Consider the following 12,394-nt stretch of genomic DNA (forward strand, 5'->3'; position numbering starts at 1 on the left):
GAAATACTACAGAGACGCCTCCCTGCGTCTCTTCAAACAAATTTAACGGCGATTAAGCGGTCTTTTTTTTTACTCATTTGGTCCATTTTGTCGGAGGCTTTTTCAAATTCCAAAGCCGCATTATCGAACGATTTGGACATGCTATCGAACGCCGCACCACTGGGCTTTACGTTGCCAGGAACTACCTCAATGCCATTTTGCACGTGCCCGGGTAGTTTTTTGGTCGTATCGACTTTTGGCTTTTGCGTCGCACTAGTTTCTTTAGGCTTTGCTGAAGAAATTTCGCCAACATCGACATCCGCATCTATATCGAGATCATAGTCAGTCGAATTACTCTTGCCGTCATTAATCAAGTTCTTGCGATATTGCAAAAATGACTCACGGGTAAACACATAAGGATCCAACGCTGCTTCGTCGATAAAATTCAACGCGCCTTCGGCATTCGCCCTATCGTTAATCCCTTCTACAATACCGGTACCCGGCACGTAAGTTCCTGGATTGGCGGCTTTATCCACCACAATTGCCGCGCCGTCACGCACCGTAGTCGGCCCCAAAACCGGCAGCACCAAATAAGGGCCTTGATCGACCCCCCAGACCGCGAGCGTTTGCCCAAAATCCTCAACATTATTTTGCAAGCCTAGATCGCTGGCCACATCAAACAAACCGAGCAGACCCACCGTGGAATTGGTCAGGAACCGCCCAGTATCGGAAGCCCCTTGTTCAAACTTACCTTGCAGAACATCGTTCAAAACAACATTGATACCTTTAAGATTGGTAAAAAAATTGCTAACTCCAGTTTGCATGAAATTGGGCGTTACAGTCTTATACCCATTAGCGATGGGCTTCAGCAAATGCTTGTCCAGACCCATGTTAAAACCGTACATGGAGCGATTGAATCCCTCGTAAGGATCCGCTGCGTCTGACTTAGCTTTAGACGCTCTGTTAGCATCGACCGGATGCTTATCCGTGGTAGCACACCCGGTTACCGATAATGCGCTTGAAAATAACACCACCCAAAACAGGGATGCCTGGCTGCTGCCTTGATAACGAGGGCTATACATTACTGACGATTCCTAACAAACTTATTGCTTTGCGTAACTTTCAATTTTCTCAGTGATTTTAACGATCAAGGCATCAAAGCCATCACGGCTTAATACACTAGTGTAATCCGATCTTTTCAATGCCAAATCACTGACGCCATCGGCTATTATATTGATAATTTGCCAGCCATCGTCTTTTTTCTTCATCATATAATCGAACTTGACATCCTTTTCGCCGGGAATATGCAAGTTGGTATGAATCACCACGCCCCCCCTACCGGTCTCCTCTTCAGAAGCAAAGGTAAACGATTCTCCCGAATAGTCTTTAAAGTTATGAGCATATGCCGACACACTAAGCTTGCTGAATACGCTTTCCAGTTTATTCTGCTGCTCCGTTGTCAACTCTTCCCATTGCTTGCCCACCACGATTCTGGCGATTTTAGGCAGATCATGGCTCTTCTTTACCGCCACATCCAGTTTGTCGTAGCGCCCTTGAAAGCCAAGCTCTTTGCCGGCTTTCATTACGCTCAGCAGCTGATTTTGAAACTCTTCGACAACCTGACGAGCAGAAATCTCTTCAGCATTAGCCAAGGACGACAGGCAGACAAGCATTAGCAAACTAAGACTGAAATACAATTTTTTAAACATAATCGTTATAAAAACCTGTTAATGAGGATGACTTCCAGGGTTAGTCTTAAGACTCTACTTTTACCGGAATCTCGGAAATTGCCGACTTTTTGAAAGAAGCAACAAACTCAGGCTGCTTTTCAGCAACCATTTCGCCGGAGGTTTTGGGACCACGCACCGCTGCCCACAAAGCTTTCAATGGATGCGCCAAGGTATCCTCAACCGCTGTTGCTTCGTAGCCGCAATGCGCCATGCAATTAGCGCATTTAGGATTTTTCACCGTACCGTATTTGTCCCAAGGCGTGTCATCCAGCAACTCTTGAAAGGAATTAGCATTACCTTCGTCAGCCAACAAATAGCAAGGTTTTTGCCAGCCGAATACGTTGCGCGTTGGATTACCCCATGGCGTACAGTCGTAATTCTGATTGCCGGCCAGATAATCCAAATACAGCGACGAATGGTTCAATTTCCACTTACGGTTCTTGCCGATTTTGAAAATACCGCGAAACAGGTTTTTAACGTCAAGGCCTTTAATAAACACGTCCTGCTTAGGCGCGCGCTCATAGCTGAATCCAGGCGCAATAGTGACACCTTCTACACCCAACTCCATCGCGTAATCCAAAAACTCCGCCACTTCTTGCGGGGTTTCACCTTGGAACAGGGTGCAGTTAACGGTGACCCTAAAGCCTTTACCCAAGGCCAATTTGATCGCTTCGACAGCGATGTCGAAAACCCCTTCCTGGCAAACGGAAGTATCATGCCGCTCTTTTAAACCATCCAGATGCACGGAAAAGGTTAAATAAGGCGAGGGGGTGTAATCGTTAATCCGTTTTCTTAACAGCAATGCGTTGGTGCACAGATAAACAAACTTCTTTCTAGCAACGATACCGGCCACGATCTGCGGCATTTCTTTATGAATCAAGGGTTCGCCGCCGGGAATGGACACCATCGGCGCGCCGCACTCATCAACCGCAGCCAAACACTCCTCAACAGAAAGCCGCTTGTCGAGAATATCATCGGGATAATCGATTTTACCGCAGCCCGCGCATGCTAAATTGCATCTGAACAGGGGTTCCAGCATCAAAACCAAAGGATACTTTTTTACACCTTTGATCTTTTGCTTGATCAGATAACTACCTACAGCCAATTGCTGACGTAAAGGAACACTCACAGCATTATTCTCCAAAAACTATCACGACATCCAGCGACCACAGCTGTTACAAAAAAACAACAGCTGCAAACCGATAACCATCCTAGAAGTGACACCTGCTGCGGCCAATTTAGACCATCAATTAGGCTCGAGGCGCACAATTAGATGTGGTCAGAATACCACTTTCCAACAACATACTCCAGATAAAATACGCAAAAAACAACAAGAACATGCGCACATTTCCTGAAAGCCACACAAAGCCGCTTAGCAACCACAAAAAAGCCTAACCCCTAAAAAACCATAATTATTTTTCTAAAACAACAACAAAGGTCAGAAACACCAACTCATATATTGCTTTTGCCAGCACCATTTCGACAAATTTGCCATAAAGCAACATCACTTTGCAAAACACCAACAAACAGTCTATCATTTGGGCAACTAATAGTTAGCCTTGATACAGATGAACGGATCTCAAACACTAATCAATAATCCGGAGTTGCTCAGACAACTAGCCGACGCCGAACTGCAAGCCACCCTGCTTGAAGGTGTGTCGCGCACGTTTGCGCTAACTATCCCGCAACTCCCGGATGAACTGTATCCGGCTGTGGCGAATGCTTATTTGCTATGCCGGATTGTCGACACCATAGAAGACGAAATATCCCTTAGCGCCGAACAAAAGAAATACTTTTGCAGCGCTTTTATAGACATAGTCAAGACCGGCAATAACGCAGACGTATTCAGCGCCGAGCTGGCTCCGCTGCTTTCAGAGCAAACCATTCCGGCCGAACATAGCTTGATCCAGCTGGTGCCTCGCGTGATTGCCATAACCCGCTCACTGGACGCTCCGCAAATCGAAGCCCTGGCGTGTTGCGTGGAAACGATGGCGAACGGCATGCCGGTCTATCAGGCGCTGGATTTACATGCCGGCTTGAAAACCCTGAAAGACATGGACGACTACTGCTATTACGTAGCCGGCTGCGTCGGTGAGATGTTGGCAAAGTTGTTCTGCCATTATTCCCCGGAAATAGCCGCGCATCGCGAAGAACTATTAAGGCTCTCAGTCTCCTTTGGTCAAGGTCTGCAAATGACCAATATCCTGAAAGATATTTGGGACGACGCCAAACGCGGCGTATGCTGGTTACCGCAAGACATTTTCACCGAAACCGGCTTCAATCTCGCCGAACTGACGCCGGAAACCGACGACGAGCGTTTCCGCCTCGGCCTGAGCCATCTGGTGGCTATCGCTCAAGGGCACTTGCAAAATGCATTAACTTACACCCAGCTCCTGCCCAGCCACGAAACCGGCATCCGCAACTTTTGCCTTTGGGCGCTGGGCATGGCCGTACTGACCTTGAAGAAAATCAAGGCAAACCTTAATTTCAACGAATCGAATCAGGTCAAAATCAGCCGTAATAGTGTGAAAGCCACTATTGTCGCGACCAAATTGACCGTGCGCAGCAATTTGCTGCTATCCCTACTGTTTAACCTGACCAGCCGTAATTTGAAATCGCCGGATTGGCACTATTCACCTATATCGCACACTGGACAATAAGGAATCACTATGTTTACTGAAGCCCATATAGATACCAGCAGCCAAGACATCAGCAATGCCAATACCGGCAAAACGGCCGGCCTTGGCTTACTGCATGCCGCCATCGAACGCGCCCAAGCCAAACTACTCAGCTTGCAAAGCCCGGAAGGTTATTGGGTCTTTGAGCTGGAAGCCGACTGCACTATCCCGTCCGAATACATCATGATGATGCACTATCTGGACGACATCGACGAAGAATTGCAGCGCAAAATGGCCGTTTACCTGCGCAGCCGCCAGGCCGAAGACGGCAGCTATCCGCTATTTACCGGCGGCCCCGGCGACATCAGCGGTAGCGTCAAAGCTTATTACGCCTTAAAAATGGCCGGCGACGCCATTGATGCGCCGCATATGGTCAAATTACGAGACTGGATACTCAGCCAAGGCGGTGCAGCGCGCGCTAACGTCTTCACCCGAATCGCACTGGCGATATTCGAACAATTGCCCTGGCGCGGGGTGCCGTATATTCCGGTGGAAATTATGCTGCTGCCCAGCTGGTTTCCGTTTCATATGGACAAAGTATCCTATTGGTCGCGCACCGTGATGGTACCGCTGTTCATCATGTGCACCCTAAAGGCTAAAGCCAAAAATCCGCACAAGGTCAACGTCTTGGAATTGTTTGTCGTTCATCCGGACGAGGAAAAACATTACTTTCCGGAACGGACTCTGCTGAATAAGTTCTTCCTGGGCCTGGATAAACTGGGCCGCGTTACCGAGCCGTTGATTCCACAACGCATGCGCGAACACGCCATTCAAAAAGCCGTTGATTGGTTTACCGAACGCCTGAATGGCGAGGATGGTTTGGGCGGCATATTCCCCGCCATGGTTAACGCCTACCAAGCCATGTTGTTACTGGGCTTCCCAGACCGATCACCCCAACGTGGTGATCGCTCGCCAATCAATCGATAAACTGCTGGTTATCAAAGATGACTACGCCTATTGCCAACCCTGCTTATCGCCAGTTTGGGATACAGCACTGGCGGCATTGGCTCTGCAGGAATCCGACAAAACCGCTAACGCTCCGCAACTAAGCAAAGCTTACGAATGGCTCAAGAGCGTACAACTGTCTGACGAACCAGGCGATTGGCGTGTTCGCCGCCCTAATCTGGCTGGTGGCGGCTGGGCATTTCAATTTGCCAATCCGCATTACCCCGATGTCGACGATACAGCGGTTGTTGGCTTTGCGATGGCAGACTCCAATCTACCTGAATTGGACGAGTCCATTCACAGAGCGACACGCTGGATTGTCGGTATGCAATCGCAAAACGGCGGCTACGGCGCGTTCGATGTCGACAACACCTATTACTATCTGAACGAAATTCCATTCGCCGACCACGGCGCCCTGCTCGACCCACCGACTGTCGACGTCAGCGCCCGCTGCGCGATGCTGATGGCCCGAGTGGCGAAGGATCACGACGAATATTTACCAGCCCTGAAACGCACTATCGAATACATCCGCGGCGATCAAGAAGCCGACGGTTCGTGGTTCGGCCGCTGGGGCACCAATTATATTTACGGCACCTGGTCTGCCTTGCTGGGCCTGGAACAAACCGATGTACCGAAAAGTGACCCGATGTACACCAAAGCTGCGGCGTGGCTGAAAAGCGTCCAACGCGAAGACGGCGGCTGGGGTGAAGACAACTTGAGTTATCACGACGATAAGAAATTTCGCGGCCGCTACCATTTCAGCACCGCCTTCCAAACCGCTTGGGCCGTGTTGGGCTTGATCGCTGCCGGCGAAGTCCACAGCCAGGAAGTCAAAGCCGGCATTGATTTCCTGCTGCGCAGCCAGCAGGCGGACGGGGTTTGGAATGACCCCTGCTTTACCGCACCGGGCTTTCCAAAGGTGTTTTATTTGAAGTATCACGGCTATGACAAATTCTTCCCATTGTGGGCGTTGGCTAGATACCGTAACGAATTAGCCAAACAGTGACCATAGGAATTCTTGTTGCCTTACCGGAAGAGCTCTCCACCCTGACCCGCCTAAAATTGGTCCAGGGTGATTGCGTCAGAATCGCCGACAACATTCTCCTGGCATTTGCCGGTGCCGGACCGGTCAATGCGGAGCGGGCCACGCGCCTGTTAATCGCCAAAGGCGCTAAAAAACTGATCAGTTGGGGCTGCGCAGCCGCATTGTCACCGCAATTGAAACCGGGCGATCTGATGTTGGCCGAACAGCTGTTATCGGAGCAACAACAGGTGTTCGATACTGATCCCCGCTGGCGTAAGCGTCTGCACGAGTTGCTGGATAAGCAGTTTCCGATTTCCAACGGCAAGTTGGCTGAAAGCAGCCATATCGTCAGCAACAGTAGCGATAAGCACAAACTATACCGGCAGACCGGTGCAATTGCCTTGGACATGGAAAGCTGCGCCATGGCCAAAATTGCCGAGCAATCGAACTTACCTTGTCTGGCAATTCGTACGATTGCCGATCCGGTAAGCATGAGCCTACCCCAAGCGGTTACTCAGGCCTTAAACGGCCAGGGGCAGGTAGAAACCAGCAAACTCTTGCGTTTTTTGGCAACCCACCCATGGGAAGCGCCCAGCCTCATCAAGTTGGGCTTACATTTTCATGCCGCGCAAAAAACCTTGAAAATCATTGCCAAACAACTAAACGAAATCATCGTTTTTTAGCAGAAAACCGTGAATTATTGAAGGGTTAAGCAGCGGGAACATAGCGTAATCCGGAAATAGACCAAGCACTTACGAGGTATTACATGTCTTTTAGCATTGCCGATCTTTTTACTCAGCATTTCGACGAGAAATTCGACCTGCATGAGCATTATCTTAACAACCAGATGGTGCGCGTCTTACGTACCATTGGTTACGACAGAAACTATAAAAAAGCGATCGGCCAATATCTTTACGACGAAGACGGTAACGAATACCTGGACTTGCTAAGTGGTTTCGGAGTGTTTGCGATGGGACGCAACCATCCGACCATCATCAAAGCCCTGCAAGAAACCCTGACGCTGGAATTACCCAGCCTGGTACAGATGGATGTGTCCTTGCTCAGCGGCCTGCTGGCCAAAGAAATTCTGGCGACCTGCCCGGACAATCTGGAGAAAATGTTTTTCTGCAATTCCGGTACCGAAGCCGTCGAAGCGGCGATCAAATTCGCCCGCTACACCACCAAACGTTCGCGTATCGTGCATTGCGACCATGGCTACCACGGCCTGACGATGGGCTCATTGTCACTGACCGGCGAACACATCTTCCGCGAAGGCTTCGGCCCACTATTGCCGGAATGTACTTCCGTACCGTTCAATGACTTGGCCGCACTGGAACAAGCCTTGAGCAGCAAAGATGTGGCGGCCTTCATTGTCGAACCGATACAAGGTAAAGGCGTCAACATTCCGGACGATAACTACCTGCCGGAAGTCGAGCGTTTATGTAAAAAATACGGCACCTTGTTCGTGGCCGACGAAATTCAGACCGGCATAGGCCGTACCGGCAAGTTCTGGGCCATCGAGCACTGGGGCGTTAAACCGGACATGATTTTGATGGCCAAAGCCTTGTCCGGCGGCTTCATCCCTGTCGGCGGCGTCGCCATGACCACCCATATCATGGACACCGTGTTCAACCGCATGGACCGAGCCGTCGTGCATGGTTCAACCTTCTCGAAAAACAATATGGCGATGGCTGCCGGCCTGTCTGCCTTGCATGTGGTTCACGAAGAAAAACTGGTCGAAAACAGTGCTAAGGTCGGGGAAGACATCATAGCCACCATCAACGCGATGGCGCCGAAATACGAATTCCTGAAAGAAGCACGCGGTAAGGGTTCAATGATTGCCATCGAATTCCAGTCACCAAAAAGTTTGGGCTTAAAGGCCGCCTGGGCCATGCTGGAAGCCGCCAACAAAGGCCTGTTCTGCCAGATGATCTTGATCCCGCTGTTCAAGGAACACCGAGTACTGGCACAAGTGGCCGGCCACGGCATGAACGTGGTCAAATTTTTACCGCCGCTGACGCTGACTCAAAAAGACCGCGATTGGATTGTCAATTCCGTGGAAAAAACCATTGCCGATACGCACAACGTCACCGGTTCGATCTGGACGCTGGGTAAAAACCTGACCGGCCATGCTTTAAAAAACAAAAAATAAGGTGCCACACATGAATTTTTTCAAACCTGCTTTGTTCGCCTTGGCACTGGTCGCCAGTAACAGCGCTTTCGGCCACGCCGTTGTCACGCATAATTCTTTAAAACTCAAACCCGTGCCGGTCAATTTGGCCAGTGACGTGGAGCTATCGTTCAATTCCAAAGTGGAATTGGATTTATCGGAAGTATTCCTGGTCAGCGCCGGCGATAAAATGCAAACCATTACGGCCACACCAGGTGAAAAACCCGGCCAAGTCTTGTTGCATCTGCCAGCCTTGGAACCCGGCGAATATGCCATCAAATTAAAAATATTCGCCGCCGACGGTCATCTCAGCGAAGACCTGCTGCGTTTTTTTGTCAAACAGGCTAAGTGATCCGCATGGAAGGCATTGCAAATTATTTAGACTCATTGATAGGCGGCGTCGATCTCACGTTTTATTCCATCACCATCGGTGGCTTACTGTGGGGCCTGTTAGTCCTGCGCCCCTGGCATGAAGAAGCGCTGTATAACTCGGCCTTGCTGAGCAAAACCGTCAACCTGATTCATTTCGGCAGTAAAGCCCTGGTCATCACCCAATTGTCGAAAATCGGCCTGAAAATATGGCTGATGGCCGTGACCTTGGGCAAATCGCCGTTCCCGGCGTTTTTCCAAACCGTGCAATTCCAGGCCGGTTTAGCGCGCGCTACCTGCGCTTTTATTTTGGCGGTGTTCATCCGGCAAGCGTTAAAAAGCAATCCACGCTCCAAACAATTCTGGGTGCTGTCCACGGCGATTATTGTGCCGCTGGTCATTTCCGCAGCTTGGCTGGTACACGGCGCGAGTCGTTTGGAGGATAGAGGTCTGTTAATGACGTTAACTGTCACGCATCAGATCGCTGCGGCCACTTGGGTGGGCGGCATATTTCAAATTCTGACGTTATGGGGCTTGAAAAAACGTAATGCCATAGCCGTTGAAGTTTGGCCTTTATTGCTGAAACGCTTCTCGGCAGTGGGCATCGGCTCAGTCGTCATATTGCTGGTCACCGGCACGCCGCTGGCCTGGTATTACATCCGCACTTTCCAAGGCTTCATCGGCGCTGGCTACGGCAATCTGTTATTGGTAAAAATCATCATGCTGGGCCTGGCATTAGGCTTTGCCTGGTTGAATCGGCAAGCCGTGAATGCCTATTTTACTAGCCGCAGCCTGTATGCCCTGACCGCGCGCGTGCCCTACTATATCGAAGCGGAAACCCTGATACTGCTGACTATCCTGTTCACTGCCGCCAGTTTGGCCTCGCAACCGCCAGCTGTCGACATTCCGCATTTGACTGCCAGTTTCGAAGAAGTCTTGAACATGTTCCATCCGCGCGTACCGCGTTGGGAATCACCGACTCACGAAGCCTTGATTGCCGGCGAAGCCGGACGGGTGGCCATCGTCGGCCAAATCCCGTCGGAAGCCGCTACCGCCTGGTCGGATTACAACCACAACATTTCCGGCATCTTCCTGGCGACCATGAGCTTCTTCGCAATGCTATCGTTTTCCGACCGCTTCCATCGTTGGGCGCGCTTCTGGCCGGTGGGTTTCATGGCATTGGGCGTGTTCCTGTTTTTCCGCAGCGACGCCGAAAGCTGGCCGCTCGGTCCTATCGGTTTCTGGGAAAGTACGTTTAACAATGGCGAAATTCTGCAACATCGGATCGCCACGCTATTGGTGTTTGTACTGGGTTTGATCGAAGTGCGCGCCCGCCTCAACAATAACAGCGGCTTCATGCCTTACATGTTTCCTTTGCTGGCGGCATTTGGCGGCATGATGCTGTTGGCGCATTCGCATGTCGGTTTCGAGGCAAAAACCGCCTTCCTGATTCAGGTCGGCCATACCATGATGGGCGTATTCTCGCTGATCCTGGCTTGCGGCCGTTGGCTGGAACTCAAATTAGATTCGCCCGGTAAAAACGTAGCCGGATTTATTTCAGTGTTCGCTTTATTCCAGATAGGCGTCATCCTGATGTTCTATCGTGAACCCCTGTACTGATCATGAAACAGACTAACGAATTTCCGTTACTAGACACCATCCAGACCCCCGCCGACGTTCGGGCCCTGAAGCCTGAACAACTGGAGCCGCTGGCCGATGAGTTGCGTCGCTATCTGACCCATACCGTCAGTATCTCCGGCGGCCATTTCTCGGCTGGCCTGGGCACGGTGGAACTGACGGTGGCCTTGCATTATGTGTTCGATACACCTTCGGATCAGTTGGTGTGGGATGTGGGCCATCAGGCTTATCCACATAAGATTTTGACGGGGCGGAAAGAGCGGATGCCGACGATTCGTACCTTGGGCGGGGTCTCGGCGTTTCCGTGCCGCTCTGAGAGCGAGTACGATGCGTTTGGGGTCGGTCATTCGTCAACGTCGATCAGTGCGGCGCTGGGGATGGCGATTGCCTCGCAGTTGCGCGGCGAGGACAAGAAGATGGTCGCCATTATCGGCGACGGTTCGATCACCGGCGGCATGGCTTATGAGGCGATGAATCATGCCGGCGATGTCAATGCCAATCTGTTGGTGATTTTGAACGATAACGATATGTCGATTTCGCCCCCGGTAGGCGCGATGAATAATTATCTGACTAAGGTGTTGTCGAGCAAGTTTTATTCCTCGGTACGGGAAGAGAGTAAGAAGGCCTTGGCTAGTATGCCGTCGGTGTGGGAACTGGCCCGGAAAACCGAGGAGCATGTGAAGGGCATGATTGTGCCGGGCACGCTGTTCGAGGAGTTGGGCTTTAATTATTTCGGGCCGATCGACGGCCACGATGTGGAGATGTTGGTTTCGACTTTAGAGAAGTTGAAGGATTTGTCCGGGCCGGTGTTTTTACATGTAGTGACCAAGAAAGGCAAAGGTTATGCACCGGCGGAGAAAGATCCGCTGGCCTATCACGGGGTACCGGCTTTCGATCCTACCAAGGATTATTTACCCAAAGCCGCACCGTCGCCGCATCCGACCTATACGGAAGTGTTCGGCACTTGGTTGTGCGATATGGCCAAGCAGGATGAGCGGTTATTGGGGATTACCCCGGCGATGCGCGAAGGGTCGGGCTTGGTGGCGTTTTCCCAGCAGTTTCCGAAACGCTATTTCGATGTGGCGATTGCCGAGCAGCATGCGGTGACCTTGGCCGCCGGTCAAGCCTGTCAGGGGGCGAAGCCGGTGGTGGCGATTTATTCGACCTTTTTGCAACGGGCTTACGATCAGTTGATTCACGATGTGGCTTTGCAGAATCTGGATGTGTTGTTTGCTCTAGATCGAGCGGGCCTGGTGGGACCGGACGGTCCAACCCATGCTGGGGCGTTTGATTATAGTTATATGCGCTGTATTCCGAATATGCTGGTGATGGCGCCGGCCGATGAGAACGAATGTCGGCAGATGCTGACCACCGGTTTCAAACACCATGGTCCGGCCTCGGTGCGCTATCCGCGCGGCAAGGGTCCGGGGGCGACGGTCGACAAAGCCTTGACCGAGCTGGCCATCGGCAAAGGCGAAATTCGCCATCAAGGCAGCCGCATCGCGATTCTGGCCTGGGGCAGCATGGTGGCACCATCTGTGGAAGCCGGCAAACAGCTGGGGGCGACGGTGGTGAATATGCGCTTTGTGAAACCGCTGGATGAAGCCTTGATTTTAGAGCTGGCGAAAAGCCATGATGTGCTCGTCACGGTCGAAGAGAACGTGATTGCCGGCGGTGCCGGTAGTGCGGTGAACGAGTTTCTGCAGGCCCAAAACATTCTGATGCCGGTGTTGAACATCGGCCTGCCGGACCGCTTCGTCGAGCAAGGTAGTCGCGAGGAGTTGCTGGCATTATGCGGCCTGGATACTAAGGGTATCTTGGCTAAGATTCAGGCGGTTTGTGCGTAAATATCGTATATGGA

Annotated in this window: 11 protein-coding genes; 8 read left to right on the forward strand and 3 right to left on the reverse strand. The window is 51.3% G+C overall.

The genetic code is table 11. The annotated features are described in order from the left end of the window. Positions 1 to 32: 32 nt before the first annotated feature. From ACH5Y9_RS16545 to hpnH, 3 genes are read right to left on the reverse strand one after another with little or no spacing between them, the layout of a single operon-like run. Positions 33 to 1,061, reverse strand: coding sequence for an MlaA family lipoprotein (locus tag ACH5Y9_RS16545; RefSeq protein WP_445366880.1), 1,029 nt, complete (start codon positions 1,059 to 1,061; stop codon positions 33 to 35). 21 nt (positions 1,062 to 1,082) lie between these two features. Next, positions 1,083 to 1,688, reverse strand: a complete 606-nt coding sequence (locus ACH5Y9_RS16550) for an ABC transporter substrate-binding protein (RefSeq protein ID WP_101053361.1) — start codon at positions 1,686 to 1,688, stop codon at positions 1,083 to 1,085. A gap of 46 nt (positions 1,689 to 1,734) precedes the next feature. Next, positions 1,735 to 2,838 (reverse strand): adenosyl-hopene transferase HpnH, encoded by a 1,104-nt coding sequence (gene hpnH / locus ACH5Y9_RS16555; protein ID WP_205453454.1) that lies wholly within the window; start codon positions 2,836 to 2,838, stop codon positions 1,735 to 1,737. 439 nt (positions 2,839 to 3,277) lie between these two features. On the opposite strand from hpnH, the gene ACH5Y9_RS16560 reads away from it, so the two are divergent. From ACH5Y9_RS16560 to dxs, 8 genes are all read left to right on the forward strand, one after another. Then, positions 3,278 to 4,369: a phytoene/squalene synthase family protein gene (locus ACH5Y9_RS16560; RefSeq protein ID WP_445366881.1), complete on the forward strand. Its 1,092-nt coding sequence runs from the start codon at positions 3,278 to 3,280 to the stop codon at positions 4,367 to 4,369. A 9-nt stretch (positions 4,370 to 4,378) separates the two neighbouring features. After that, positions 4,379 to 5,314 carry a hypothetical protein gene (locus ACH5Y9_RS16565; RefSeq protein WP_445366882.1) on the forward strand — a complete coding sequence of 312 codons (936 nt, stop codon included), beginning with the start codon at positions 4,379 to 4,381 and terminating at the stop codon, positions 5,312 to 5,314. After that, positions 5,202 to 6,338 carry a squalene--hopene cyclase gene (gene shc / locus ACH5Y9_RS16570; protein ID WP_445369900.1) on the forward strand — a complete coding sequence of 379 codons (1,137 nt, stop codon included), beginning with the start codon at positions 5,202 to 5,204 and terminating at the stop codon, positions 6,336 to 6,338. The genes ACH5Y9_RS16565 and shc overlap by 113 nt, the downstream gene beginning before the upstream one ends. Then, on the forward strand, positions 6,335 to 7,039 hold the full coding sequence (locus tag ACH5Y9_RS16575; protein ID WP_033159607.1) for a phosphorylase family protein: 705 nt from the start codon (positions 6,335 to 6,337) through the stop codon (positions 7,037 to 7,039). Before shc ends, ACH5Y9_RS16575 begins: the two co-directional genes overlap by 4 nt. A gap of 83 nt (positions 7,040 to 7,122) precedes the next feature. After that, positions 7,123 to 8,508, forward strand: a complete 1,386-nt coding sequence (locus tag ACH5Y9_RS16580; protein WP_445366883.1) for an aspartate aminotransferase family protein — start codon at positions 7,123 to 7,125, stop codon at positions 8,506 to 8,508. Between the two features lie 10 nt (positions 8,509 to 8,518). After that, the gene (locus ACH5Y9_RS16585) at positions 8,519 to 8,878 is read left to right on the forward strand and encodes a copper resistance CopC family protein (RefSeq protein ID WP_033159609.1); all 360 of its coding nucleotides are present in this window, start codon (positions 8,519 to 8,521) and stop codon (positions 8,876 to 8,878) included. Positions 8,879 to 8,883: 5 nt separating this feature from the next. Beyond that, positions 8,884 to 10,515 carry a copper resistance D family protein gene (locus tag ACH5Y9_RS16590; RefSeq protein ID WP_051670568.1) on the forward strand — a complete coding sequence of 544 codons (1,632 nt, stop codon included), beginning with the start codon at positions 8,884 to 8,886 and terminating at the stop codon, positions 10,513 to 10,515. A 2-nt stretch (positions 10,516 to 10,517) separates the two neighbouring features. Next, positions 10,518 to 12,380, forward strand: coding sequence for a 1-deoxy-D-xylulose-5-phosphate synthase (dxs, locus tag ACH5Y9_RS16595; protein ID WP_445366884.1), 1,863 nt, complete (start codon positions 10,518 to 10,520; stop codon positions 12,378 to 12,380). Positions 12,381 to 12,394: the final 14 nt, after the last annotated feature.

This window comes from Methylomonas sp. BW4-1, assembly GCF_052474385.1.

What these genes read in the sequence shown, in the direction of transcription:
- ACH5Y9_RS16545 (WP_445366880.1), bottom strand. Translation starts at nt 1,061, where the DNA reads ATGTATAGCCCTCGTTATCAAGGCAGCAGCCAGGCATCCCTGTTTTGG.
- ACH5Y9_RS16550 (WP_101053361.1), bottom strand. Translation starts at nt 1,688, where the DNA reads ATGTTTAAAAAATTGTATTTCAGTCTTAGTTTGCTAATGCTTGTCTGC.
- ACH5Y9_RS16560 (WP_445366881.1), top strand. Translation starts at nt 3,278, where the DNA reads ATGAACGGATCTCAAACACTAATCAATAATCCGGAGTTGCTCAGACAA.
- ACH5Y9_RS16565 (WP_445366882.1), top strand. Translation starts at nt 4,379, where the DNA reads ATGTTTACTGAAGCCCATATAGATACCAGCAGCCAAGACATCAGCAAT.
- shc (WP_445369900.1), top strand. Translation starts at nt 5,202, where the DNA reads ATGGTTTGGGCGGCATATTCCCCGCCATGGTTAACGCCTACCAAGCCA.
- ACH5Y9_RS16580 (WP_445366883.1), top strand. Translation starts at nt 7,123, where the DNA reads ATGTCTTTTAGCATTGCCGATCTTTTTACTCAGCATTTCGACGAGAAA.
- ACH5Y9_RS16585 (WP_033159609.1), top strand. Translation starts at nt 8,519, where the DNA reads ATGAATTTTTTCAAACCTGCTTTGTTCGCCTTGGCACTGGTCGCCAGT.
- ACH5Y9_RS16590 (WP_051670568.1), top strand. Translation starts at nt 8,884, where the DNA reads ATGGAAGGCATTGCAAATTATTTAGACTCATTGATAGGCGGCGTCGAT.
- dxs (WP_445366884.1), top strand. Translation starts at nt 10,518, where the DNA reads ATGAAACAGACTAACGAATTTCCGTTACTAGACACCATCCAGACCCCC.